Annotated in this window: 23 protein-coding genes and 1 riboswitch; of the genes, 5 read left to right on the top strand and 18 right to left on the bottom strand. The window is 73.8% G+C overall.

From position 1 onward, the window contains the following. Positions 1-21: 21 nt before the first annotated feature. From ribH to ACZ3KJ_RS15860, 5 genes are all read right to left on the bottom strand, one after another. Positions 22-507: a 6,7-dimethyl-8-ribityllumazine synthase gene (gene ribH / locus ACZ3KJ_RS15880; protein WP_389519518.1), complete on the bottom strand. Its 486-nt coding sequence runs from the start codon at positions 505-507 to the stop codon at positions 22-24. A 60-nt stretch (positions 508-567) separates the two neighbouring features. Then, positions 568-1,857: a bifunctional 3,4-dihydroxy-2-butanone-4-phosphate synthase/GTP cyclohydrolase II gene (locus ACZ3KJ_RS15875; protein WP_467527354.1), complete on the bottom strand. Its 1,290-nt coding sequence runs from the start codon at positions 1,855-1,857 to the stop codon at positions 568-570. After that, on the bottom strand, positions 1,854-2,498 hold the full coding sequence (locus tag ACZ3KJ_RS15870) for a nicotinamide mononucleotide transporter family protein (RefSeq protein WP_467527352.1): 645 nt from the start codon (positions 2,496-2,498) through the stop codon (positions 1,854-1,856). Before ACZ3KJ_RS15870 ends, ACZ3KJ_RS15875 begins: the two co-directional genes overlap by 4 nt. Then, positions 2,495-3,100 carry a riboflavin synthase gene (locus tag ACZ3KJ_RS15865; protein WP_467527350.1) on the bottom strand — a complete coding sequence of 202 codons (606 nt, stop codon included), beginning with the start codon at positions 3,098-3,100 and terminating at the stop codon, positions 2,495-2,497. Before ACZ3KJ_RS15865 ends, ACZ3KJ_RS15870 begins: the two co-directional genes overlap by 4 nt. Positions 3,101-3,248: 148 nt before the next feature. After that, a riboswitch (FMN riboswitch) is annotated at positions 3,249-3,379 on the bottom strand. A gap of 257 nt (positions 3,380-3,636) precedes the next feature. Then, positions 3,637-4,902, bottom strand: a complete 1,266-nt coding sequence (locus tag ACZ3KJ_RS15860; protein WP_467527348.1) for an ROK family transcriptional regulator — start codon at positions 4,900-4,902, stop codon at positions 3,637-3,639. 112 nt (positions 4,903-5,014) lie between these two features. Between ACZ3KJ_RS15860 and ACZ3KJ_RS15855 the strand changes: the two genes are divergently transcribed. Further along, positions 5,015-6,223: an MFS transporter gene (locus tag ACZ3KJ_RS15855; protein ID WP_467527346.1), complete on the top strand. Its 1,209-nt coding sequence runs from the start codon at positions 5,015-5,017 to the stop codon at positions 6,221-6,223. Here ACZ3KJ_RS15855 and ACZ3KJ_RS15850 read toward each other — a convergent pair. Continuing rightward, the gene (locus ACZ3KJ_RS15850) at positions 6,183-6,641 is read right to left on the bottom strand and encodes an acyl-CoA thioesterase (protein ID WP_467527344.1); all 459 of its coding nucleotides are present in this window, start codon (positions 6,639-6,641) and stop codon (positions 6,183-6,185) included. The two genes, ACZ3KJ_RS15855 and ACZ3KJ_RS15850, sit on opposite strands and share 41 nt — an antisense overlap. A 143-nt stretch (positions 6,642-6,784) precedes the next feature. Between ACZ3KJ_RS15850 and ACZ3KJ_RS15845 the strand changes: the two genes are divergently transcribed. Further along, entirely contained in the window at positions 6,785-8,203 is a 1,419-nt protein-coding gene (locus ACZ3KJ_RS15845; RefSeq protein ID WP_467527342.1) for a uracil-xanthine permease family protein, read from the top strand. Here ACZ3KJ_RS15845 and ACZ3KJ_RS15840 read toward each other — a convergent pair. After that, positions 8,185-9,330 (bottom strand): glycoside hydrolase family 6 protein, encoded by a 1,146-nt coding sequence (locus ACZ3KJ_RS15840; RefSeq protein WP_467527447.1) that lies wholly within the window; start codon positions 9,328-9,330, stop codon positions 8,185-8,187. The two genes, ACZ3KJ_RS15845 and ACZ3KJ_RS15840, sit on opposite strands and share 19 nt — an antisense overlap. 142 nt (positions 9,331-9,472) lie before the next feature. On the opposite strand from ACZ3KJ_RS15840, the gene ACZ3KJ_RS15835 reads away from it, so the two are divergent. Further along, a complete protein-coding gene (locus ACZ3KJ_RS15835; RefSeq protein ID WP_467527341.1) occupies positions 9,473-10,189 on the top strand; it encodes a DUF5995 family protein in 717 nt (238 codons plus the stop codon). Positions 10,190-10,195: 6 nt separating this feature from the next. On the opposite strand, the gene ACZ3KJ_RS15830 is transcribed toward ACZ3KJ_RS15835, so the two are convergent. The 3 genes from ACZ3KJ_RS15830 to ACZ3KJ_RS15820 form a co-directional block, all read right to left on the bottom strand. Next, positions 10,196-11,908, bottom strand: a complete 1,713-nt coding sequence (locus tag ACZ3KJ_RS15830; protein ID WP_467527339.1) for a flavin monoamine oxidase family protein — start codon at positions 11,906-11,908, stop codon at positions 10,196-10,198. A 48-nt stretch (positions 11,909-11,956) separates the two neighbouring features. Beyond that, entirely contained in the window at positions 11,957-12,745 is a 789-nt protein-coding gene (locus ACZ3KJ_RS15825) for a carbon-nitrogen hydrolase family protein (RefSeq protein ID WP_467527337.1), read from the bottom strand. 146 nt (positions 12,746-12,891) lie between these two features. Next, positions 12,892-14,070: an MFS transporter gene (locus ACZ3KJ_RS15820; RefSeq protein ID WP_467527335.1), complete on the bottom strand. Its 1,179-nt coding sequence runs from the start codon at positions 14,068-14,070 to the stop codon at positions 12,892-12,894. Positions 14,071-14,163: 93 nt separating this feature from the next. On the opposite strand from ACZ3KJ_RS15820, the gene ACZ3KJ_RS15815 reads away from it, so the two are divergent. Next, the gene (locus tag ACZ3KJ_RS15815; protein WP_467527333.1) at positions 14,164-14,661 is read left to right on the top strand and encodes a hypothetical protein; all 498 of its coding nucleotides are present in this window, start codon (positions 14,164-14,166) and stop codon (positions 14,659-14,661) included. Positions 14,662-14,791: 130 nt separating this feature from the next. Here ACZ3KJ_RS15815 and ACZ3KJ_RS15810 read toward each other — a convergent pair whose 3' ends face one another. The 8 genes from ACZ3KJ_RS15810 to fmt form a co-directional block, all read right to left on the bottom strand. After that, entirely contained in the window at positions 14,792-15,244 is a 453-nt protein-coding gene (locus ACZ3KJ_RS15810; RefSeq protein ID WP_401690953.1) for an Lrp/AsnC family transcriptional regulator, read from the bottom strand. Positions 15,245-15,254: 10 nt separating this feature from the next. Then, complete coding sequence (locus ACZ3KJ_RS15805; RefSeq protein ID WP_467527331.1) at positions 15,255-16,724, bottom strand: amino acid permease; 1,470 nt, start codon at positions 16,722-16,724, stop codon at positions 15,255-15,257. 336 nt (positions 16,725-17,060) lie between these two features. Further along, the gene (locus tag ACZ3KJ_RS15800) at positions 17,061-18,500 is read right to left on the bottom strand and encodes a GuaB1 family IMP dehydrogenase-related protein (protein ID WP_467527445.1); all 1,440 of its coding nucleotides are present in this window, start codon (positions 18,498-18,500) and stop codon (positions 17,061-17,063) included. 131 nt (positions 18,501-18,631) lie between these two features. Further along, positions 18,632-18,937 (bottom strand): barstar family protein, encoded by a 306-nt coding sequence (locus ACZ3KJ_RS15795; protein ID WP_389519547.1) that lies wholly within the window; start codon positions 18,935-18,937, stop codon positions 18,632-18,634. A 118-nt stretch (positions 18,938-19,055) separates the two neighbouring features. Further along, on the bottom strand, positions 19,056-20,099 hold the full coding sequence (locus ACZ3KJ_RS15790; RefSeq protein WP_389519549.1) for a sugar-binding transcriptional regulator: 1,044 nt from the start codon (positions 20,097-20,099) through the stop codon (positions 19,056-19,058). Positions 20,100-20,177: 78 nt separating this feature from the next. After that, the gene (gene rpe / locus ACZ3KJ_RS15785; RefSeq protein ID WP_467527329.1) at positions 20,178-20,864 is read right to left on the bottom strand and encodes a ribulose-phosphate 3-epimerase; all 687 of its coding nucleotides are present in this window, start codon (positions 20,862-20,864) and stop codon (positions 20,178-20,180) included. A 429-nt stretch (positions 20,865-21,293) separates the two neighbouring features. Next, positions 21,294-22,718, bottom strand: coding sequence for an RsmB/NOP family class I SAM-dependent RNA methyltransferase (locus tag ACZ3KJ_RS15780; protein ID WP_467527327.1), 1,425 nt, complete (start codon positions 22,716-22,718; stop codon positions 21,294-21,296). Between the two features lie 76 nt (positions 22,719-22,794). Further along, the gene (gene fmt / locus ACZ3KJ_RS15775) at positions 22,795-23,727 is read right to left on the bottom strand and encodes a methionyl-tRNA formyltransferase (RefSeq protein WP_467527325.1); all 933 of its coding nucleotides are present in this window, start codon (positions 23,725-23,727) and stop codon (positions 22,795-22,797) included. A 694-nt stretch (positions 23,728-24,421) separates the two neighbouring features. On the opposite strand from fmt, the gene ACZ3KJ_RS15770 reads away from it, so the two are divergent. After that, a complete protein-coding gene (locus tag ACZ3KJ_RS15770; protein WP_467527323.1) occupies positions 24,422-24,964 on the top strand; it encodes a hypothetical protein in 543 nt (180 codons plus the stop codon). Positions 24,965-25,030 lie beyond the last annotated feature (66 nt).

Raw genomic sequence — 25,030 nt, 5'->3', positions numbered from 1 at the left:
TTACGCGGTGTGCCGGCCGGGCTAGCGCCACGGTTCGGATACTGAGCGGAGGGTGGCCGCGGTCGCCACCGCCGCCGTCACCGCCTCGTGTCCCTTGTCCTCGCTGGAGCCGTCGAGGCCGGCCCGGTCGAGGGCCTGTTCCTCGGTGTCGCAGGTGAGCAGTCCGAAGCCGACGGGGACGCCGGTGTCGACGCTGACCTGGGTGAGGCCCTGGGTGACGCCCTGGCACACGTAGTCGAAGTGGGGGGTGCCGCCGCGGATGACGACGCCGAGGGCGACGATCGCGTCGTAGCCGCGGCCCGCGAGGCCCTTGGCGACGACCGGGAGCTCCCAGCTGCCGGGGACCCGCAGCAGGGTCGGTTCGTCGATGCCCAGGTCGTGCAGGGCGCGCAGGGCGCCGTCGACCAGACCGTCCATCACCTTCTCGTGCCACTGGGCCGCGATGACGGCGACCCGCAGGTCGCCCACGTTCTCCACGGACAGTTCCGGTGCGCCCTTGCCGCTCACGTCTCTCCTCGGTGCCGTAGTGCTGTCGTGCTGTGGTGCTGTCGTGCTGTGGTGCCGTGGTCACTGGTTGCCGCAGGGGGACACGGGGGCCGTGTCCAGCCAGGGCAGGTCGTGGCCCATCCGGTCCCGCTTGGTGCGCAGGTAGCGGATGTTGTGTTCGCCCGCCTGGACGGGCATCGGTTCGCGTGCGCCGACCTCGACGCCGTGGCGCAGCAGCGCGTCCGTCTTGTCGGGGTTGTTGGTCATCAGGCGGACGCTGCGTACGCCGAGGTCGGCGAGGATCTGGGCGCCGGCCGCGTAGTCGCGGGCGTCGGCGGGCAGGCCGAGTTCGAGGTTGGCGTCGAGGGTGTCGTGGCCCTGTTCCTGGAGTTCGTAGGCCCGCAGTTTGGAGAGCAGGCCGATGCCGCGGCCCTCGTGGCCGCGCAGGTAGACGACCACGCCCCGTCCTTCGGTCTGGATGCGCCGGAGGGCGGCGTCGAGCTGGGGCCCGCAGTCGCAGCGCTGGGAGGCGAAGACGTCGCCGGTGAGGCATTCGGAGTGGACGCGGACCAGGACGTCGCGGCCGTCGCCGATGTCGCCGTGGACGAGGGCGACGTGCTCGACGCCGTCGACGGTGGAGCGGTAGCCGTACGCGGTGAAGGTGCCGTGGGCGGTGGGCAGGCGGGTCGCGGCCTCGCGGCGGACGGTGGGCTCGGCGCTGCGGCGGTAGGCGATCAGGTCCTCGATGGAGATGATCGTCAGGCCGTGCTTGCGGGCGAAGGGGACCAGTTCGGGCAGGCGCAGCATGCGGCCGTCCTCACCGGCGATCTCGACGATCGCGCCGGCCGGGCGCAGTCCGGCGAGCCGGGCGAGGTCGACGGCGGCCTCGGTGTGTCCGTTGCGGACGAGGACGCCGCCTGGCCTGGCGCGCAGCGGGAAGACGTGGCCGGGGCGGACGAGGTCGGTGGGCTCGGCGGTGCCGCTCGCCAGCAGCTGGAGGGTGGTGGCGCGGTCGGAGGCGGAGATGCCGGTGGTGACGCCGTGCGCGGCGGTGGCGTCGACGGAGACCGTGAAGGCGGTCTTCATCGACTCGGTGTTGTCGGCGACCATCTGCGGGAGGCGGAGCCGGTCGAGTTCGTCGCCCTCCATGGGGGCGCAGATCAGCCCGCGGCACTCGCTCATCATGAAGGCGACGATCTCGGGGGTGGCCTTCTCGGCGGCGATGACGAGGTCGCCCTCGTTCTCGCGGTCCTCGTCGTCGACGACCACGACCGGGCGGCCGGCCGCGATGTCGGCGACGGCCTGTTCGATCGGGTCGAGGGCGAAGTCCTCGATGTCGTCGGCGGGGTACAGGACGGGTGCGGTGCTCATGCCGGCGCTCCTTCCAGAGCGGGCTGCGCCGGGCCCCTGCGGGAGCGCAGCCACCAGTCGCGCATGCCCCACAGGACGAGCGCGCCGTAGATGACGTAGACGAAGCCGGAGAAGGCGTAGCCGTTGGCGAAGTTGAGAGGGACGCCGACGAGGTCGACGAGGAGCCAGGCGAACCAGAACTCGACCATGCCGCGGGCCTGGGCGTACATGGCGACGATGGTGCCGACGAAGATGTAGGCGTCCGGCCAGGGGTCCCACGACAGGGACGGGTAGGCCTTGAAGAGGAGGGCGACGGCGACCGTGCCGACGGCGGCGGCGCCGACCATGGCGGCGCGCTCGGTCCAGGTCGCGAAGCGGGGGGTGATCTGGCCGTCCGCGGCCCGCCCCTTGCTCCGGTTCCACTGCCACCAGCCGTACAGGGCGACGGCCATGACGACGACCTGCTTGCCGGCGCTGCCGGTCAGGTGGCCGTAGAAGGCTCCGAAGAGGACGAGTCCGGAGAGGAACTGCACCGGCCAGGTCCACAGGGAGCGGCGCCAGCCGAGGGCGAGGGTGATCAGGCCGAGGATGTTGCCGATCATGTCCGACCAGAGGATGTGCTGGCCGAAGAGGACGAACGCCTCCGAGTTCAGCTGGTTCACCGGGTGACCCCCTGGCCCGCCGCGAGCAGGCGCTCGACGTACTTGGCGACGACGTCGACCTCGAGGTTGACCGGGTCGCCGGGCTGCTTGAGGCCGAGGGTGGTCAGCGCGAGGGTGGTGGGGATGAGGCTGACGGTGAAGTGGTCGGCGCCGGCGTCGACGACGGTGAGGCTGATGCCGTCGACGGTGATGGAGCCCTTCTCGACGACGTACCGGGCGAGGTCGGCCGGGAGCGAGATCCTGACGATCTCCCAGTGTTCGGACGGCGTGCGCTCCAGCACCCGGCCGGTGCCGTCGACGTGGCCCTGCACGATGTGGCCGCCGAGGCGGGCGCCGACGGCGGTGGGCCGTTCGAGGTTGACGCGGGCGCCGACGCCGAGGGCGCCGAGGCTGGATCGCTTGAGGGTCTCCGCCATGACGTCGGCGGTGAACTCGTCGCCCTCGTGGTCGACGACGGTGAGACAGACACCGTTCACGGCGATGGAGTCGCCGTGCTTCGCGCCCTCGGTGACGACGGGTCCGCGCAGCCGGAAGCGGGAGGCGTCGCCGAGGTTCTCGACGGCGGTGACCTCACCCAGCTCTTCGACGATTCCGGTGAACACTTCCCGGGTCCTCCTGCCTCGTTAGGGCACGGACTCCGGGGCCTGTCGATGACGACAGAACGTACGGGCGACGACACCGGGAGCGACGCCGGACGGACTCGTCCCACCGGAACGAGCACAGACGGCGGCGCGCACGAATGCCCGCCCGCCGCGCACTGCCTCCCATCCGGACTTTAACCGTCGGTCCAGGAATTTCACCTGGTCAACCGGCCGCTGGAAGCGGCCGGGTCGCGGACTGTAACCGCCGGTTCGGAATTTCACCGACCCCGGAGTGCGCTGCTTTAGGTACAGGGTCAGTGTGCCACGCCCGATGGTCGTCCAGAGGGGCGGGCGGTGTGGGGTGGCTCACAGGCCGCGGAAGCGGACGTCTCGGACGGAGTGCGGACCGTGGGGGATCCGGACGGGCCGGGAGCGCCCGCCTCGGAAGAGGGTGCCGCTGTGGGGCGCCGCTCCGACGGCCTGCCCGTCAGGGTCCCTGCGGCCTGCCCGTCAGGGTCCCTGCGGCCTGCCCGTCAGCGCCGCCGACGGCTCGCCCCTCACGGCCTGCCGAACAGTTCCTCCTGCGCGGACTGCCTGGCCGTGAGGAGCGCACCGCGCAGCACCGCGCCCCCGCCCAGGCCGCTCGGCCGGACCTCGGCCGGCAGCGGGGTCATCCGCCGCAGCCGTTCCTCCACCCGGCCCGCGAGCGCCTGCCCGCCGGCCTGCCCGATCTCGCCCCCGAGGACGACGCACCCGGGGTCGAGGACGGCGACGACACAGGCGGCTGCCAGGGCCAGGCGGTCGGCGAGCGCGTCGAGGAAGCCGGCGGCCACACGGGCGGGCACCTCCGGCCGGACCGCCGCGGGGGGCAACGCGGGACACCCGCCGTCCCCGCGGTCCACCCCGTCGCCGCGGGCCTCCTCCACCGCCCGTACCGCGGCCCGTACCACCGCGGCCCCCGCCGGTTCGCTGCCCTCGGGCCGCGCGCCCAGCCCGTGCTCCCCCGCCAGCGCGACGATCGCCGCCGATCCGGCCAGGGAGTGGAAGCCGCCCTCGCTGTCCTTCGCCGAGGGCAGGCCGCCCGTGCCGGGTACGGGGAGGAAGCCGATCTCCCCGGTGCCGCCGGAGGCGCCCCGGCGCAGGGCGCCGTCGAGGACGACGGCGCCGCCCGTGCCGTGCCCGAGCCAGAGCAGGGCGAAGGTGTCGCGGTCCCGGGCGGCGCCCTCGCGCTGTTCGGCGAGGGCGGCGAGATTGGTCTCGTTCTCGATGCTGACGCGGGCCTCGGGCAGCCGTTCCTGGAGGGCGGCGACCAGGCGGCGGTGCCAGGCGGGCAGGCCGCGGGAGTCGCGCAGTTCGCCGCCGGCGGGGTCGATCAGGCCGGGCGCGCCGATGCCGACGGTGTGCAGCCGGTCGGCGCCGGCCTCCTTGACCGCCCGCTCGACCAGCGTCACCGCCTGCTCCACGGCGGGACCGGTGCCGGTGTCGCCGCCGATCGGCACGGACGCCTCGGCGCGTACCCGGCCGACCAGGTCGGACACGAGGACCGCGACGCCCTCGGTGCGCACGTCCAGGGCGGCGAGGTGGGCGCGGTCGGCGACGATGCCGTAGAGCTTGGCGTTCGGGCCGCGGCGCTGTTCGCCGGCCTCGCCGGCGACCGCGATCAGGCCGGAGGCGGTGAGGCGTTCGACGAGGTCGGCGACGGTGGGCCGGGACAGGCCGGTGAGCTGCTTGAGCTGCCCCGCCGTCAGCGGGCCCCGCTCCTGCATCAACCGCAGGGCGAGCCGGTCGTTGATGGCCCGGGCGGTGCTCGGGGATGCGGGCATGCGGCGAATCCTCCCACGGGGCGCCGGGACGTCACGCCGGCCGCCCCCCCTATTTATCAGGCAGGGTTCCTGATAGTTTACGGCTCCGGATGGGAATCAGGGAGGGTGGAGGATGAGCGACGTGAAGGGCCGACCCGAGGTGAGGCGGGCCCGGTACGCCGTGGCGGCCGTGTTCACCGTGCACGGCGCGGTCACCGGCTCGTTCGCCACCCGGGTGCCGTGGATCCAGGACCACGCCTCGGTCAGCGCCGGTCAGCTCGGCCTCGCGCTCGCCTTCCCCGCGTTCGGCGCGTCGGTCGCGATGCCGCTCGCCGGCCGCCTCAGCCACCGGTTCGGCGCCCGCAACGCGCTGCGCGGACTGATCGCCCTGTGGACGCTGTCCCTGGTCCTGCCGTCCCTCGCGCCGAACCTGGCGACCCTGTGCCTGGCCCTGTTCACCTACGGCGCGGCGGCGGGCATGGCCGACGTGGCGATGAACGCGCTCGGCGTGGAGGTCGAGAACCGCCTCGGCCGGTCGATCATGTCCGGTCTGCACGGCATGTGGAGCGCGGGCGCCCTGCTCGGCTCGGCCGGCGGGACGCTCGCCGCGCACCTCGGCTCGGACGCCCGCCTGCACCACCTGCTGGCGGCGGCGGTGCTGACCGCGGTGGGGGTGGCGGCGTGCGGCTGGGTGCTCGACCTGCAACCCGCCGAGGACGAGGAGCCGCCTCCGCGGTTCGCCCTGCCGCCGAGGTCGGCGCTGCTCATCGGTGCCGTGGGCTTCTGCGCGGTGTTCGCGGAGGGCGCGAGCCTGGACTGGTCGGCGGTCTACCTCCGCGACCGGCTCGACTCCTCGGCCGGGCTCGCCGCCGCGTGCACGACGGGCTTCACGCTCACCATGGCGCTCGCGCGGATCGCCGGCGACCGGGTCGTGGACCGGTACGGGGCCGTACGGACGGTCCGCGCCGGTGGCGTCCTCGGCGTCGCGGGCGGCCTGCTCATCGTCCTGGCGGGCCATCCCGCCGTCGCGATCGGCGGGTTCGCGCTCCTGGGCCTGGGCATCGCCGTCGTCGTCCCGCTCTGCTTCGCGGCGGCGGGCCGCAGCGGCCCCAACCCGAGTCAGGCCATCGCGGGCGTCGCCACGATCACGTACACCTCGGGACTGATCGCGCCGAGCGCCATCGGCGGGCTGGCCCAGGCGACCAGTCTGACGGTGTCGTTCGCGCTGGTGACGACGCTGGTCGCCGGGCTGGTGGTGTTCGCCACGGTCCTGCGCGCGGGCGAGCGCGACCGGCCGCGGGTCAGCCGGCCGGACGCAGCAGTTCCCGGCCCGCGTCCCTGAGCGTCGCGCTCCACGGCGCCGGCCGCATGGTCGCCGCGTCCAGCCGGACGAGGACCCGGGTGCCGTGGGCGTACGTCACCGCGCCGTCGGGCGAGCAGAACCGGAAGCCGTAGGTCAGACCGGTGGTGCCGAGCCGTTCCAGCCACAGGTGGACGGCGTACGCGCCCGGCCGGGTCACCGGGGCCTCGTAGGTGACGCGCAGTTCCCTGACCGCGTTGCAGGCGTCCCCGGCCGCGGCCCAGTCGCCCTCGAAGCGCACCCCGTGGCCCTGCCACAGCTCGGTCCAGGCGCGCTCGACCAGCAGCGGGTAGCGGGCGTTGTGCAGCAGTCCGAGCGCGTCCAGGTCGTCGAAGTGGACGGTGACGGGGACCATCCGGCCGTACGACAGGGCGGGGGCGGTCGGGGCTTCGGCGGTCACGGGTGGGGCTCCTGGGGTGCGGGACGGCGGGGACGGATGGGTGTACGGGACAACCGTCCTCATCCTAAGCGGCCGCTCACCCTCCGTTTTCACGCGACAATGGCCGCGCACCCGCACCATACGAACGAAAGCGAAACCGCACCATGGATCTTGGCGTCCGCTGGAAACTGCACGGCGACGGACGCACGCCGGCGCCCGGCGCGGTCGTCCGCCCCGACGAACGGCTCTCCTGGCCCCGTACGGTCGGGCTCGGCGCACAGCACGTGGTGGCCATGTTCGGGGCGAGTTTCGTCGCCCCCGTCCTGATGGGCCTCGACCCCAACCTGGCGATCATGATGTCGGGCGTCGCGACCGTCATCTTCCTCCTCGCCACCCGCGGCCGGGTGCCCAGCTACCTCGGCTGCTCCCTGTCCTTCGTGGGCGTCGCCGCCGTCATCCGCGCGCAGGGCGGCACGAGCGCCACCGTCACCGGCGCGGTCCTCGTCGTCGGCGTGGCCCTGTTCCTCGTGGGACTGGCCGTGCAGCGCTTCGGCGCGCGGATCATCCACGCCGCGATGCCGCCGATCGTGACGGGCGCGGTCGTGATGCTGATCGGCTTCAACCTCGCCCCGGTCACCGCCAGCACCTACTGGCCGCAGGACCAGTGGACGGCCCTGCTGGTCATGCTGTTCACCGGTCTGGCCGTGGTCTGCCTGCGCGGTTTCTGGTCCCGCATCGCGATCTTCCTGGGCCTGGTCTTCGGCTACGGCATCTCCTGGCTGTTCGACCAGGTCTTCGGCCGGATCCACGCCGCGGACGCGAGCGGCAAGGTCACCGACCACTGGCGGCTCGACCTCTCCGGCGTCGACCGGGCCGACTGGATCGGCCTGCCCTCCTTCCACGGCCCGTCCTTCGAGTGGTCGGCGATCCTGGTCGCGCTCCCGGTCGTCATCGCCCTGGTCGCGGAGAACGCGGGACACGTCAAGGCGGTCGGCGAGATGACCGGCAAGCGGCTCGACGACAAGCTGGGCACGGCGATCGCGGCCGACGGCGTCGGCTCGGTGCTGTCCACCGCGGTCGGCGGCCCGCCCAACACCACGTACTCCGAGAACATCGGCGTGATGGCCGCGACCCGGGTCTACTCCACCGCCGCCTACTGGGCCGCCGCCGGCTTCGCGCTGCTGTTCGGTGTCTGCCCCAAGTTCGGCGCGGTGGTGGCCGCGATCCCCGGCGGGGTCCTCGGCGGCATCACCGTCATCCTGTACGGCATGATCGGCCTGCTCGGCGCGCAGATCTGGATCACCGCGGGGGTCGATCTGCGCAACCCGCTCAACCTGGTCCCCGCCGCCGCGGGCATCATCATCGGCGTCGGCAACGTCACCATGGAGTTCACCGACACCTTCTCCCTCAGCGGCATCGCCCTCGGCACCCTCGTCGTCATCACCGGCTACCACTCCCTGCGCGCCTTCGCCCCCGCCCATCTCAAGCCGCAGGAGCCCCTGCTGGACGAGGGCACGTCGTCGTACGACACCGAGGACCTGCCGCAGGACCGGCCGGGCGGCGGTCAGCGGGCGAGTTCGTAGGCGTACGACGGGCTGAAGGCGCCCGGCGCCCCCTTGCAGCCGTCGGACTCGCCGGGGAGCTTCACCCAGAGGTAGGCGTCGACGCGGGCCTCGCCGGTGTCGAGGGTGGGGGCGCGGCCGATCCTGCGCCCGTCGGGGTCGCACCACTGGCCGTCGGCGGGCGGGCCGTTGCCGTTGCGGCTGGTGTCGACCACGGCGCCCAGGCCCGCGCGCCCGCCCAGGGCGCCGAGCGCGTCGAGGACCCGCCGGTCGTAGGCGATCTCGTCGGCCGTGGCGCGGAAGTTGGAGACGTTGCTGAAGATCCCCGCCGAGGCGGCGGAGCCGGCCCCGGCCCGGTGCAGCAGGGCGGCCTGGTGCGCGGGGGCGTGCCAGTGCGAGTGTCCGGCGTCGTAGTAGACGCGCGCCCTCGGGTTCGCCGCCGTCAGGACGCGGCCGGCCCGGGCCAGCGCGGTGAACCGGGCGGCCCGCTGTGCCTCGGACAGGCAGTCGGTCTGGGCGATCGAGTCGGGCTCCAGGACGACCACGACCTCCCCCGAGCCGAGCCCGGCGGCGAACCGGTCGATCCAGGCGCCGTAGGCGCCGAGGTCGGGCGCCCCTCCCTCGGAGGCCCCGCCGCAGTCGCGGTCCGGGATCGCGTACGGCACCAGGACCGGCACCCGGCCCTGGGCGGCCGCCCCCGAGGTGACCGCGCGGACCCGGGAGGTGATCGTCGCGGGCGCGTAGTCGGCGAACCACACCGCGGCCGGCCGGCTCGCGACGCGGGACTCGATGACGGACCGGCGCGCGTCGTCGGGGTGGGCCCGGAGCCAGTCGCGTACCTGGGAGTCCGGGTGGACGTACAGGCCGGCGGTCCGCCGCTGCCCGCCCGCGGCGGCGGCCGAGGACGCCGTCGTCCGGACCGCCGGGGCCGGGGTCCGCGCCGGCGCGGGCGGCGAGGCGGAGCGGGACACGGTGGGCGAGGACACCGGCGAGGGCGGCGCCGGTGACGGCGTCGACGCGTGGGCGGCGGCCCGGGGCCGGGCCCGTTCGGCGTCCCGTCCGCCGCCCCCGTCACCGGCGTCGCCCAGCGCCGTGACCATCCCGGCCGCCGTGGCCAGGGCGACCACCGCCGAGGCGACGGCCACCATGACGCCCCGCCGGACGGTCTTCCCGTCGCGCGAGTACCGCACGTGCTGTTCCCCCTCCCGCGCGACGGCCCCGTTCCCCCGTTCCGGGGAAGCACCGGTGCCGTCGGCCCGCGGGCCAGCCTAGGGCTGTCACCCTTCCCCCATGCCGCACTCGGAACAGTTCGCCCCACCCCTGGACACTCCCGGCACCGCCCTCGGCGGGGTCCTCCGCCGGATGCGCGCCCTCGACGCCGCCCTGCCGGCCCGGGACGGGGTCGCGGTCTTCAACCGGGTCTACCTCGCCGTCACGGAGGAGGTCGGCCGGCGGATCGAGGCGGGCCGGTTCCCGGACGCGCGGGCCGCGATCACGCTGGACGTACGCTTCGCCGAGCGCTACCTCGCGGCCGTCGACGCGGCCGCCGGTGACCGTCGTCCGCCGGCCTGCTGGCGCCCGCTGTTCCAGCTCCGCCGCCATCCCGGCGTACGGCCGCTTCAGTTCGCGCTCGCGGGCATCAACGCGCACATCGGCCACGACCTCGCGCTCGCCGTCGTGGACGCCTGTCGTAGCCTCGGCTGCGAACCGGCCGACCTGGAGGACGAGTTCGACCGCGTGGGCGATCTCCTCGTCGCGCTGGAGGAGCGGATCCGCGAAGAGCTGATGCCGGGTCCCGACCTGCTCCAGATCGCGGACCCGCTCACCCACCTCCTCGGCGCCTGGAGCCTGGAGCGCGCCCGCGACGCCACCTGGTCCGCGGCCCGCGCCCTGTGGGCGCTGCGCCGGCTCCCGGATCTCGCCGAGGAGTTCACCGACCGCCTCGACGCGGCGGTCGGCTTCGCGGGCCGCATGCTGCTGACGCCGCTGCCCGCCCGGCCGGCGTGACCGCCGTCAGTCCTCCGGCAGTTCCACCGGCGCGATCTCGTCGAACACGTCGCCGGGACCCGGGTTGGCCGCGTCCGTCGATCCGCCGAAGTGGTGCATGACCCCCCAGACGGCGTTCAGCGCGGTCTGCACGGCGCCCTCGGCCCAGCCGGCCGTCCAGGAGATGTCGTCGCCGGCGAGGAAGACGCCCCGCTTGTCCTCGGGCAGCCGGTCCTGCATGAAGTGGGTGAACAGGCGCCGCTGGTAGCGGTAGTGGCCGGGCAGGTTGGCCTTGAACGCCCCCATGAAGTACGGCTCGTTCTCCCAGGAGACCGTCACCGGGTTGCCGATGACGTGCTTCCTGATGTCGACGTTCGGGTAGATCTCGCCGAGCGACTTCAGCATGACCTCCATCCGCTCGTTCGCGGACAGCGGCAGCCACTTCAGGCTGTCGTCGCACCAGGTGTACGACAGGCAGATCACGGCCGGCTTGTCGGGACCGTCGTCGAGCAGGTAGGTGCCGCGGGTCATGCGGTCGGTGAGCGTCATCGACATCACGTCACGCCCGGTCGGGTTCCCCCGGTCGTCGACGGCCTCGTCCCGCCAGAACGGCCGGTCCACCGGCACGAAGAGCTTGGAGCTCTCCATGTAGTGGGTCCGCTCGATCGCGGTCCAGTGGTCGATCGGGAAGAGCGAGTCGTCGCAGGCGATCTTCGACAGCAGCATCCACGACTGGGCGGTGAAGACGGCCGCCCGGTAGGTGCGGATGTCGCCGTTCGCGTCGGTCACCGTGATGCCGTTGCCCGCGGTGCGGTTCAGCCGGGTCACCGCCGGGCGGGGCCGGCCGCCCTCGTGCAGCGCGGCCAGCGAGGTGCCGTACGGCCAGTGCACGATCTTCTCCGGCTCGCGCTCCCACAGGCGCAGCGGGAGCTGCTGGGAGCCGCCGACGATGCCGCGGTGGTGGTCGTCGGCCTCGGTGTAGACGACCCGCAGGATCTCCAGGATCGAGTTCGGGAAGTCGGTGTCCCAGCCGCCCGTGCCGAAGCCGACCTGGCCGAAGATCTCGCGGTGGCGGAAGGAGCGGAAGGCCTCGGAGTCGCAGAGGAAGCCGTAGAAGGTCTGGTTGTCGAGCTTCTCGACGAGCCTCGCCCAGATCTCCCGGATGCGCGGCACGTCCCGCTCGCGCAGGGCGCGGTTCATGTCGGAGAAGTCGGCGCCCTCTTCGAGGCACCGGTTCCAGGCGTCGGCGACGTCGCGGTAGACCTGCGGGAGGTCGTCGGGCGTCTCGGCGTAGTGGGTCTCGCCCTTGAGGTCGACGACGGTCGACGGGGTCGCCTCGGCGAGCGGGTTGGGGAAGGGCCGGGTCCGAAGGCCCACCAGGTCGATGTAGTGCTGGAGCGCCGTGGACGACGGCGGGAAGCGCATGGCGCCCATCTCGGCGGTCAGGGACGGGTCGCAGCCCTCGAAGCCGACGGTCCGCAGCCGGCCGCCGATCCGGTCGGCCTCGTAGACCACGGGCCTCAGGCCCATCTTCATCAGCTCGTACGCGGTCACGATCCCGGACAGGCCGCCGCCGACGACCGCCACCTCGGTGCCGTGCTCGGTCGCCGGGACCTGGCCGAGCCCGGCCGGGTGGGCGAGGAAGTCGTCGTAGGCGTACGGGAAGTCCGGGCCGAACATGGTGATCGGCGGCTGCCGCTCGTCGGCGTGCTCTACGGCGTTGGGCACGGTGGACGTCATGGGGTACGGACTCCTTGCGGCACGGGAAGAGGCGAGATGGATCGGGGGTCAGACCAGGGACCCGTACAGGCCGGGGCGGCGGTCCAGCAGGTACGGGTTCGCCGCGCGGGAGGCGGCGAGGAACGCGGGGTCGGCGTCGGCGAGGACGAGTTCCTCACCGCGTCCGGCGCGGGCGCGGGCGACCCCGTCGGGACCGGCCAGGGTGGAGAGTCCGACGAACTCGAACTCGCCCTCCGCGCCGACCCGGTTGACGTACGCGACGTACATCTGGTTCTCGAAGGCGCGCACCGGGATCACCGACTCGGCGACGAACTGGAAGGGGTGCATCTGCGCCGTCGGCACCACCAGCAGGTCGGTGCCGGCCAGGGCGTGGGCGCGGACGTTCTCCGGGAACTCGACGTCGTAGCAGATCACCAGGCCGACGGTGAGGCCGTTCAGCTCGGCCTGGACGACCGGCTGTTCGCCCGGCGTGAAGTGGTCGCGTTCGAAGCAGCCGAAGAGGTGGGTCTTGCGGTAGCCGGCCAAGCGGGTGCCGTCGGCGGAGATCAGCTGGACGGCGTTGTAGACCGTCCCGCCGTCCCGCTCGGGGTAGCCGTAGGCGAGCGCCAGCCCGTGCCGGGACGCGATGTCCGCGACGGCGTCCGCGGAGTCGCCGTCGGCGGGCTCGGCGAGGCGGGCGATGTCGTCGCCGATCGCGTACCCGGTGAGGAACATCTCCGGCGCGACGAGCAGCCCGGCGCCCGCGGCGGCGGCCCGGCCCGCGGCCTCGTCGAGAACCTGGAGGTTCCCGGTGACCGAGCCGGGGCGGCCGGAGCTCTGGAGCAGGGCGGTGCGCATGGGTGTTTCCTCACCGTACGGAGGGGGTTCGGGGGGCCACGTAGACGGTACGGGCGCCTGACCAGGGCGGACAAGGAGCAGCCGTTGCGCTCCGGTGAGCGGTTCGTTGCGTGCGGCGGCGGGCCGGCGGCGATTCGTTGCACGGGTCAGCGGCGGCCGCGCAGGACCAGTGCCGTCAGGAGGTAGGGCACCGCCAGCACCGCGAAGACCGTGCTGTGGGCGGCTCGTGCGCCGAGCACCGCGTACGCGCCGAACGTGGCGACCGTGACCAGTTCGGTGCCCAGGCCGGCGACGGAGGTGAGGGTGGCCCGGCGGGACGCGTCGAGGCGGTGCTGGAGCCGGACGTCGGCGAGGACCTCGGCGAGCTGGAAGCCTCCGAAGGCGAGGCCCACCAGGGCGATGCCGGCCGGGCTCCCGGCGAGGGCTCCCGCGGCCAGGGCGAGTGCGGAGCCCGCGAGCAGGGCCGCGAGGCCGGTCGTGCCGAGGCGTTCGGCCGGTCCGGTCAGCAGGCTCGCGACCGTGACCCCGGCCCAGATCAGCAGGACCAGGTGCGGCACCGTCGCCTCGGGCACCCCGAGGTCGCGGACGAGCAGGGGCGTGTACTCGTCGAGCGCTCCCCACACGGCGGCCACGGCGGGGACGAGCAGCAGGGCGCCGCGTACGGAGCGGTCGCGGCGGACTTCGGCGAGCCCGGTGCGCAGGGTCGTCGCCCAGCCGTCCGCGCCGGCCCCCGGCCGCGTCCGGTGCTCCGGGAACCGGGCCGCCGTCGCCGCGGCCAGCAGACAGGCCGCGACGCTCGCCGCGCCGACGGCCGTGTGGCCGCCCGTCGCCAGGACGGGGCCGGCGAGTCCCGCCGAGCCGAGGGTGGCCAGCAGTCGTGCCGCGCGTGAGCGGCCCATGACCCGCGCGTACCGGTCGGCGGCGCCGAGCCGGTCCAGCTCGTCGTACACCAGCGCCTCCAGCGCACCGGAGCCGAGCGCCCCGCCCGCGCCCCACAGGACGAAACCGAGGGCGAAGGACCCGTACGAGGGCACGGCCACCCACAGGGCGAAGCCGACGGCGGTGAGCAACGGGCCGAGCCACAGCAGCAGCCGGCGCGAGACGGCGTCGGCCCAGACGCCGGAGGGGACCTCCAGCAGTACGCCGGTGATCGACCAGAGGGCGAAGAGGGAGGAGATCTGCCAGAGCGCGAGGCCGGTGTCGGCGAAGAGCAGCGCGTACACCGGGTAGAGCAGCACGAAGTCGTCGAGGAACGCGTAGCCGTACAGCGTGGCCGTCAGCCGGCGGACGCCGGTGGCGGGCACGGGCGCGGGTGAGAGTGTCATGAGGCCTTCCCGGGCGGGCGGTTCGGACGTCGGGGGTACGGCGTCCGAGGCGGCCCTCGGGAGGCACGGCGGGTGTATCAATGTCGCCAGGTCATGGATCTGATGGTAGGCGGGTCCGGTCCCGCCGCGCAGGGGAACGAGGACTCGATGGAGATCACCGCGCTGCCGTACGTCGACGAGCGGACGGAGCTCGTCGCGGCGGACGCCGACGCCGTCTGGCGCGCCGTCGGTGACGTCCTGGACGGTGCCTTCGGCCCCGGGTACGCGCGCCTGGTGGGCTGCCCGCACCGGACGGCGTCCGGTCCCCGGCCACCGGCCGAGGGCTCGGTGTGGCCCGGTTTCCGGGCGGAGGCCGCGACCCCGGTCCGGGAGCTGGTCCTGACGGGGCGGCACCACTTCTCGACGTACGCCCTGGTCTTCCGCCTCGACGAGGCCGGCGCGGGCCGCACCCGGCTGCGGGCGGAGACCCGGGCCAGGTTCCCCGGCCCGGGCGGCGCCCTCTACCGGCTGCTCGTCCTCCGCACGGGCGCGCACGCCCTCCTCACCGGACGGCTGCTGTCGTCGATCGGCCGCCGGGCGGAGGGCCTGTGAGCGGGCGCCGCCGGGCGGAGGGCCTGTGAGCGGGCGACACCGGGCCAAAGGCCCGCGATCAGGCGACGTCAGGCCGCAGCCGCCGGTCCCGGCGGGCGAGTGATCCAGGCGGGCGAGCCCGACGGGTGATCTAGGCGGGCGAGCCCGACGAGAAACGGCGCAGCAGCGGGGAGAGCACCAGCACGGACTTCGTGCGCTCCACGAACGGCTCCCCCGCGATCCGCTCCAGCACCCGCTCGAAGTGGCGCATGTCGGCGGCGAAGACCTGGGCGATCGCGTCCGCCTCCCCGGTGACGGTGGAGGCGGCGACGACCTCCTGGTAGCGCTCCAGGCCCCGCTGGATGGTCTCCGGCGAGGTGTTGCGGCGGCAGTGGATCTCGACGAACCCCTCGGTCTCCCAGCCGAGGGCCGCCGGGTCGACGCGCACCGTGAACCCGGTGATGGCGCCGGTGGCGCGCAGCCGGTCCACCCGCCGTTTGACGGCGGGCGCGGACAGGCCGACCAGCTGCCCGATGTCGGCGTAGGAGCGGCGGGCGTCCTCGGCCAGGGCGTGCACGATGCGTTCGTCGAGGTCGTTCAGCACTGCGGGCGGTTCACTTCACTTCGGACGGGGCGAGTCGGGAGCGGCGGTGGCCGTACAGGAAGTAGACCACGAGCCCCACCGCCATCCAGACCCCGAAGACCACCCAGGTGACGGCGGACAGGCTGACCGTCATCCACACGCAGAAGGCGAAGCCGAGCGCGGGCAGCACCGGCGACAGCGGCACGCGGAAGGTGCGGGGCATCTCGGGCCGGGTCCGGCGCAGCACCACGACGGCCACGTTGACCAGCGCGAACGCGAAGAGGGTGCCGATGCTGGTGGCGTCGGCGAGCCGGCCGAGCGGGACGGCGGCGGCCAGGACACCGCAGAACAGGGACACGATCAGCGTGTTGGCGCGGGGCGCGCCGGTCCTGGGGTGGACGCGGGAGAACACCTTGGGCACGAGCCCGTCCCGGGACATGGCGAACAGGATGCGGGTCTGGCCGTAGAGCACGGTCAGGACGACGCTGGCGATGGCGATGACGGCGCAGAACGCCAGCAGCGTGCCCCAGAACGTCTGCCCGGTGACCTCGCGCATGATCTGGGCGAGCGCGGCCTCGGAGTCGGCGAACCCCTCCCAGGGACGGGCCCCGACGGCGACGGCGGCGACGAGGACGTACAGCGCCGTCACGATGACGAGCGACAGCATGATCGCGCGGGGCAGGTCGCGCTGGGCGTTCTTCGCCTCCTCCCCGGCGGTGGAGGCGGCGTCGAAGCCGATGTACGAGAAGAAGAGCGTCGCCCCGGCGGCGCTGACGCCCGTCATGCCGAGCGGCATGAAGTTCGCGTAGTTGCCGGAGCGGAAGCCCTGGACGCCGATCGCGCAGAACAGCACCAGCGCGGCGATCTTCACGACGACCATGACGGTGTTGGCGCGGGCGGACTCGCGGGCCCCGCCGAGCAGGAAGGCCATGGCGAGGAGGACGACGATCAGCGCGGGCAGGTTGAAGACGCCTCCGTCGCCGGGCGGGGCGGACAGCGCGTCCGGGATGGTGACGCCGACGGTCCCGGCGAGGAGTTCGTTGAGGTACTCGCCCCAGCCGACGGCCACGGCGGCCACCGACACGCCGTACTCCAGGACCAGGCACCAGCCGCACACCCAGGCGATCAGCTCGCCCATCGTCGCGTAGGCGTACGAGTACGAGGAGCCGGAGACCGGGATGGTGCCGGCCAGCTCGGCGTAGGAGAGGGCCGAGAAGAGCGCCGTCAGTCCGGCGATCACGAAGGAGAGGGTGACGGCCGGGCCGGCCTTCGGCACCGCCTCCCCGAGGACGACGAAGATGCCCGTGCCGAGCGTCGCGCCGATGCTGATCATGGTGAGCTGCCACAGCCCCAGGGAGCGCCTCAGGGCCCCTCCCTCGCCCTGGCCCCCCTCGGCGACCAGGCGTTCCACGGGCTTGCGCCGCATGAGGCGCGCGCCGAGCCCGGGGGACGGCGGGGCGGCCTGGGTGCGGTCCTTCGGGGGTGCGCCTTGGTCGAGCACGCGCTGACTCCTTCGTCGCTGCCTCTCGACGCGAGGGGGACCGGGGACACACCTGCCTGGGCAGGGACCCACCGAGCGGGGTCCCCGCCACGCCACGTACAGCGCATGACCCTACGAGCCGGGGCATCGCAGGCGTAATGCAGCAACCTTGCACATACACGCAAGATTGTTGCGTTCATCGCGCCAGGGGCGCGTGTTCGTTGCGGGCCGGCTGAACGCGCCCCGCGCGGGGCGATGTCGAGGTGCGGCTACGCGGCGGGGGGCGCGACCGGCGACGGCGGGCCCGCGGCCGTCGCCGGCCCGGCCCGGCCCGGTGGGCCCGCGGTGCGGTGGGACCTACCAGCTGGCGTGCAGCGGCTTGCCCTCCGCGTAGCCGGCGGCGCTCTGGACGCCGACGATGGCCTTCTCGGCGAACTCCTCCAGGGAGGCGGCGCCGGCGTAGGTGCAGGAGGAGCGGACGCCCGCGATGATCGAGTCGATGAGGTCCTCGACGCCGGGGCGGTCCGGGTCCAGGAACATGCGGGAGGTGGAGATGCCCTCCTCGAACAGTCCCTTGCGGGCGCGGTCGTACGCCGACTCCTCGGACGTGCGGTTGCGCACGGCGCGCGCCGACGCCATGCCGAACGACTCCTTGTAGGCACGGCCGCTCGCGTCGTGCTGGAGGTCGCCCGGCGACTCGTACGTGCCGGCGAACCAGGAGCCGATCATCACGTTGGACGCGCCGGCCGCGAGGGCCATGGCGACGTCGCGGGGGTGGCGGACACCGCCGTCGGCCCATACGTGCCTGCCGTACCTGCGGGCCTCGGCGGCGCACTCCAGGACGGCGGAGAACTGGGGGCGGCCGACGCCGGTCATCATGCGGGTGGTGCACATGGCGCCGGGGCCGACGCCGACCTTGATGATGTCGGCGCCCGCGTCGATCAGGTCCTTGACGCCCTCGGCGGAGACGATGTTGCCGGCGACGATCGGGACCTGCGGGTCGAGGTCGCGGACCAGCCTGATCGCGCTGATCATCGACTCCTGGTGGCCGTGCGCCGTGTCGATGACGAGCGTGTCGACGCCCGCGTCGAGCAGCAGCTTGGCCTTGGCCGCGAAGTCGCCGTTGATGCCGACGGCGGCGGCGATCCGCAGCCGGCCCCGCTCGTCGGTGGCCGGCGTGTACAGCGTGGCGCGCAGGGCGCCCTTGCGGGTGAGGATGCCGGCCAGCCTGCCGTCCGCGTCGACGGCGGGGGCGTAGCGCCGGTTGGCCGCGTCGAGCTTGTTGAAGGCCTCGCGCGGTTCTATGTCCGCGTCGATGAGCAGCAGGTCCCGGGACATGACCTCGGAGAGCTGGGTGAAACGGTCGACGCCGGTGAGGTCCCGGTCGGTGACGACGCCGACCGGCCGGTGGTCCTCGTCCACCACGACGCCCGCTTCGTGCGCCCGCTTGGGCAGCAGGGCCAGCGCGTCGGCGACGGTCTGGTGCGGGGCGAGCACGATCGGGGTGTCCAGCACGAGGTGGCGGCTCTTGACCCAGGAGATGACGTCGGTGACGACATCGATCGGGATGTCCTGGGGGATCACCACGAGTCCGCCGCGCCGGGCCACGGTCTCGGCCATGCGGCGGCCGGCGACGGCGGTCATGTTGGCGACGACCAGCGGGATGGTGGTGCCCGTGCCGTCCGGGGAGCTGAGGTCCACGCCCTGACGCGATCCGACCGCGCTGCGGCTCGGCACCATGAAGACGTCGTCGTACGTCAGGTCGTAGGCGGGCTGGATGTCGTTGAGGAAACGCACGTGCTGCACATCCCATGTCGGTCAGAGGTGGCCCCCGGACAGGTCGGTCAGGGGGAAAAGCACGTACTTCATTGTCCCATGACGACCGCGGTGCGGTGCCCGGACAGAACGTCCAAGCAGCTCAGGGGCGTTTAGGAGGTTCCTCCGAGGGCGAGCACCACGGAGAGCGCGGGCGCCTGGTCCACCGCGGACGTGAACACCTCCTGCGCGATCTCCCACTCGTCCGGCTGCGCCTTCGCGTACGGCCGCCAGTTGCGTACGACGACCAGGACCGGCCCCGACTCGGGCCGGTCCGGGAGGCCGGTGAGGCTGTCGGCGAGGGCGTCCCAGTTGCGGGGGAACCAGTCGGGCAGCTCCAGGTCGCGGGCGCAGCGGTCCATCAGGTCCGCCTTGCCGCCGATTCCGTCGAGGTCGAGCGTGAGTACGTGTTCCGTCATCTCGGCACCGCCTGAACGCGTCGTGTTGTCCGGTGTCCGGGGGCGGCAGGGCAGCCGCCCCCGGTACTGACCCCCCGGTACTCCCCCGGTACAGACCCCCCTGGGTCCTGACTCGCCGTCAGGACCCGTCCGGGTCCGCCCTGTTGAGCGCCGGTTTCGGCGGAGACCCGGCCGTCATCAGGTAGTCCGCGGCCGAGGTGTCCGTCACCAGGCTGGTGACGAGCCCGGACCGCAGCACCGCGTCGATCGCGGCCGCCTTCCGCTGCCCGCCCGCGATCGCCACGACCTCGGGGATACGGCGGAGCTGGTCGGCCTTGACGGTGATGCACCGCTCGCCCAGGTCCCGCCCGACCCTGCGGCCGTCCCCGTCGAAGAGGTGCGCGGACATCTCGGCGGCGACGCCGAGCGAGGCGTAGTGCGAGCGTTCCTCGTCGCTGAGCATGTCGTGCACCGTGGAGATGCCCGGCTCCCAGGAGCCGATGGAGACGCAGGCGACCGTGACCTTGTCGAAGTACTCGAAGGCCCGGGCGATCCCGGTCTGGTGCCGCAGCGCGGCCGCGGTGGCCGCGTCCGGCAGCAGCATCGGCGCGTAGATGGGGTGGGCGTCGCCGCCGGACACCTGGGCGGCGCGGCGGACGGCCTCGACGGAGCCGCGCTCGGCGGTCCCGGCGTCGTACACGCCCGTCAGCTGCACCACCGTGCAGGGCGGCAGCCGGTCCAGCGCCGCCGCCATGTGGATCGTGGAACGGCCCCAGGCCAGGCCCAGCACATCACCTTCGTTCACGAGTTCGCCGAGCAGGTCGGCGGCCACTTCTCCCAGGTTCTCCGGGTCGGGCGTCTCCTCGGCATCGGCCGGGGACTCGACCACGACGGCGTGCCGAAGGCCGTAGCGGGCGCGGAGCGCGTCCGAGCGCTCGGCGTCCAGTTCGGCCGGCACGCGGATCTCGATGCGTACGAGATCCCGTTCGAGAGCGGTTTCCAGGACCCTGGCCACCTTGAAGCGGCTGACGCCGAACTCCTCGGCGATCTGGATCTTGGATTTGCCCTCGAGGTAGAAGCGGCGGGCCATGGCCGCCGCCTGCACCAGCTCAGCGGGTCCCATCCGCATGGCTGACCGGCCCGCCGACATACCCGACACGGCGATCTCCTCACTGCTGTTCACACTCTGGATTCGCCGTTCATCCTCGCAGATCCGGCGGACTCGATCAGCCCTGATGAGAGCCGTTCACGTAGCTGTGGCTCAGTGGTCGCATGCCCACGAGGCCTTGACGGTGGCCGCTTCCGCCTGTGCGCGCAGGGCGCGGACCGCCTCCGCCGGGTCCTCGGCGCCGTACACCGCGGACCCGGCCACGAAGACGTCCGCGCCCGCGTCGGCGCACTGCTCGATCGTCGCGGCCGAGACGCCGCCGTCGACCTGGAGCCACAGCTGGAGGCCGTGCTTGCTGATCAGCTCGCGGGTGCGGCGGATCTTCGGCAGCATGATGTCGAGGAACGCCTGGCCGCCGAAACCCGGTTCGACCGTCATGATCAGCAGCATGTCGAGTTCGGGCAGCAGGTCCTCGTACGGCTCGATCGGCGTCGCGGGCCTGAGCGCCATGGAGGCGCGGGCGCCCTTCGCGCGGATCTCGCGGGCGAGTCGCACGGGCGCGGCGGCCGCCTCGACGTGGAAGGTCACGGACGAGGCACCCGCCTCGACGTACTGCGGGGCCCACCGATCGGGAGCCTCGATCATCAGATGGCAGTCCAGCGGGGTGTCCGTCGCGCGGGCCAGTGACTCTACGACCGGGACGCCGAGGGTGAGGTTCGGGACGAAATGGTTGTCCATGACGTCGACGTGGAGCCAGTCGGCTCCCTCCACCGCCCGGGCCTCGTCCGCTAGGCGGGCGAAGTCGGCGGACAGGATGCTGGGGTTGATCTGCGCGGCCATGCCCCAAGCCTGCCATGCCCTCCGGGGGTGGGTGGCATCGGTCCCCGGGGCGGAGGGCGGTATGGACGGCGCGGGCCGTCCGGGGCCGGTCGCGCAGTTCCCCGCGCCCCCAGCCGGGTACGCCGCGCCCCGTGCTCTGCGGCGCCCCGCATCCCGGCCCGGGCCGAGGCCGTCGTGCGGACGGCGCGGGCCGTTCGGGGTTGCTCGCGCAGTTCCCCGCGCCCCCAGCCGGGTACGCCGCGCCCCGTGCTCTGCGGCGCCCCGCATCCCGGCCCGGGCCGAGGCCGTCGTGCGGACGGCGCGGGCCGTTCGGGGTTGCTCGCGCAGTTCCCCGCGCCCCTTGCCCGAGTGCGCCGAGCCCCATGTCGTGTGGGCGCCCCGCATGCCGGCCTCGGCCGAGGCGGCGCTCGCTCCGGGGGCGTGCGGGCGTCAGCCGGTGCGGCGTAGCAGGGCCAGGTACATCGCGTCGGTGCCGTGGAGATGCGGCCACAGCTGGATGTCGGGCCCGTCGCCCAGGGCCGGCACGCCCGGCAGCAGGGGGCGGGCGTCGATCAGCTCGGTCGGCGGGTACTGCTTGAGCAGGTCGGAGACCACGGCCCGGGTCTCCGCGAGGTGGGGCGAGCAGGTGGCGTACCCGACGACGCCCCCGACCCGTACGGACTCCAGCGCGGTCCGCAGCAGCCCGCGCTGGAGCGGGGCGAAGCCGTCGAGGTCCTCCGGCCGGCGCCGCCACCGCGCCTCGGGCCGCCGCCGCAGGGCGCCGAGCCCGGTGCAGGGCACGTCCACCAGCACCCGGTCGAAGGCCCCCGGACGCCACGGCGGGCGCGTCCCGTCCGCGGCGATCACCTGGTACGGCCCCGGATTGCCGTCGAGGGCGCGGGCCACGAGCCCCGCCCGGTGCGGCTGCTTCTCGGAGGCGAGCAGCACGGCGCCCCGCTCGGCGGCGAGGGCCGCCAGCAGCGCGGCCTTGCCCCCGGGGCCCGCACAGCCGTCGAGCCACCGTTCGTCGGGTCCGTCCAGCGGCGCGTGGGCGAGCGCGAGCGCCACGAGCTGGCTCCCCTCGTCCTGCACGCCCGCGCGGCCCTCCCGTACGGCGTCGACGGCGCCCGGCTCACCGCCCTCGGTGAGCCGTACCGCGTACGGCGACCAGCGCCCCGGTTCGGCGGCCTCCTCGCGCAGCAGCTCGTCGACCGTGGCCCGGCCCGGCCGGGCGACCAGCGTCACCTCGGGCCGCTCGTTGTCGGCCTCCAGCAGGTCCTCGATGCCGGCCCGCCCGCCGCCTAGGGAGTCCCACAGCGCGGAGACGACCCAGCGCGGGTGCGAGTGGACGACGGCGAGGTGGTCCTCGGGATCGTCGTCGTAGGGCGGGGCGACCTGCTCGACCCACGCGTCGAAGTCGCGCTGGGCGATCTTGCGCAGCACGGCGTTGACGAACTTGGCCCGCCCGTCGCCGAGCACCACCCGCGCCAGGTCGACGGTGGCGGAGACGGCGGCATGGCTCGGGATCCGCGTCCCGAGCAATTGGTGCGCCCCGAGTCCGAGCACGTCGAGGACCGGCGGGTCGACCTCCCGCAGGGGGCGGTCGACGCACGCGGCGATGATCGCGTCGTACGTCCCCTGCCGCCGCAGCGTCCCGTACACCAGCTCGGTGGCGAGCGCGGCGTCCCGCCCGTCGAAGTCCCCGCCCTCGCGCGCCTTGCGCAGCAGCGGCGGCAGCACGAGGTTGGCGTACGCGTCCCGCTCGTCCACGGCCCGCAGCGCCTCGAAGGCGAGGATGCGGACGGGGTCCTTCTGGGGCCGCCGGTAGGGCTTGCCGGCGGGACGGGAACGGGGACGGCGGGGCTGATCGCTCACGAAAAAGGTGCTCCGGATTGCAGGAAGGACGACGCTGTCAGCCTACGTCGGGCGGGCCGGGAGCCGTGCGGGAGCGTCACGCCCCGACGCGCTCGCCGTCCGCGATGCGCACCCCGCGGGCCCAGTCCGCCGCCCGCATCGGCTTCTTGCCCTGCGCCTGCACCCACAGCAGCTCGACGGCGTACGACCCGGTGCCGACGTGCACGCTGTTCTTGCCGACGGCGAGCGCGCCGGGGGCGAGGTCGTCGCGCCCCGGCGACGGCCGCACCTGGACCAGCTTCAGCCGCTCGCCCCGGAAGGTGGTCCAGGCGCCGGGGGCCGGCGTGCATCCGCGCACCACCCGGTCCACGCGCAGCGCCGGGGCGCTCCAGTCGACCCGCGCGTCCTCGACGGTGATCTTCGGGGCGAGGGTGACGCCGTCGGCCGGCTGCGGTACGGCCTTCAGCGTGCCGTCCTCGATGCCGTCCATGGTGGCGGCGAGCAGCCCGGCGCCCGCGAACGCCAGCCGGGTCAGCAGGTCCCCGCTGGTGTCGGTGGGACGGACCTCCTCCGTCACCGTCCCGTAGACGGGCCCGGAGTCCAGCCCCTCCTCGATGAGGAAGGTGGTGGCGCCGGTGATCCCGTCGCCCGCCATGACGGCGTGCTGCACGGGCGCGGCCCCCCGCCAGGCGGGCAGCAGCGAGAAGTGCAGGTTGACCCAGCCGTGGGCCGGGATGTCGAGGGCCGGCCTGGGCAGCAGGGCGCCGTAGGCGACGACGGGGCAGCAGTCCGGGGCGATCTCCCGCAGCCGCTCCAGGAACTCCGGCTCCCGCGGCCGGGCCGGCTTCAGCACCTCGATACCGGCCTCCTCGGCGCGCTGCGCCACGGGGGACGCGACCAGGCGGCGCCCCCGCCCCGCGGGAGCGTCGGGCCGCGTGACGACGGCGGCCACTTCGTGCCGCCCGGAGGCGATCAGGGCGTCCAGCGCGGGGACGGCGACCTCGGGGGTACCGGCGAAGACGAGCTTCATGGGTGGGCACGGGCCTCTCGGACGGGGTACGGGGCAGCGCACAAGTTTATGACCAGGAAGCGGAACGTGAACCGGCGACGCCCCCTGGACCCACGCCCGCGGGCTGGAGCCGCCTACCAAGGAGCGGCCTTCCCCGGAGCGGCCTTCCCCGGAGCGGCCCTCCCCGGTGCCGCCTTCCCCGGAGCCTTCCCAGGGGCGGCCTCCCCGGGAGCGGTCCGGCCGGGGAACGGCCCATGCGGGGAACGGCCCGTGCGGTGCCCGGAACCGGAGAGCGGGCCCGCCGTGCGCGGAACGGGGACCGCTCGGCGTGGGACGGGACCGGTCGGCGCAGAACGGGGACCGATCGACACGGAACGGGACCGGTCACCGCAGAACGGGAACAGTCACCGCAGAACGTGACCAGTCACCGCGGAATGGAATGGATCGCCGCAGGACGGGACCGATCCGGCGCAGGCCCGGGACGGATCCAGCACAGGACGGGGACCGATCCCGCGCAGGCCGGGGACCGATCGGCGCAGGCCGGGGGCCGCACCGCGCGGGCCCCGCGACGGGGGCGTACGCAGATGCCCATACGCCCCCACACCGTGACCAGCGGAGCGAACCCGCGTTGGTCAAGAAAGAGTTGACCACACCGGACCGCTCTCCGCGGCGGCCCGCCCCATATCTCCGCAACGCCGGTTCGAGAGGCTTGTTCATGGCCGACCACGCAACCCACGACGCCCAGGCCCGGGCCAGCCTGCACTTGTTGGTGCGGGACATCGAGCGGGTCCGCCGGCAGGTGGACGCGCTGCGCACCCTGACCGCCCAGTTGGGCAACGTCTACCGCCCGCGCCGCTCCGGCCCGTCCACGGGCTTCGTCGTCTACGGACGCGCCCCCGCCCCCACGGTCCGCCTCGCGCAGGAACTGCGGGACAGCGTCGAGACCCTGGTCACCGCGGCGGTCGACTTCGACCGCTCGCTCGGCTTCTCGTGGGACGCGGTGGGCTCCGCGCTCGGCGTCACCAAACAGGCCGTCCACCGCCGTTACGGCTCCCGCCGCGCCAGCGCCCAGGCCACCACGGAGGCCGACCGAGCGACGGAGCCGTCGGGGACCCGTACGGTCAACGTGGGCACCGGCATCCCGGCGGTCCCGACGGTTCCCGCGGCCCGTTCGATGCCGACCCAGCCGACGGCCGGCAGCCCCGCCCTGCGCGACGAGGCCAGACCGACGGCCTTCCCCGGCCCGCGCAACGGCTGACGCACGCCGCGTCCCCGCTGCCCTCTCGGCGCCCGCTCCCGAGGGGGCAGCGGCGCATCCGGGCGC

The sequence above is a fragment of the Streptomyces sp. NPDC003248 genome, from assembly GCF_055563235.1.
This window is presented reverse-complemented; position numbering and strand designations above follow the sequence as displayed.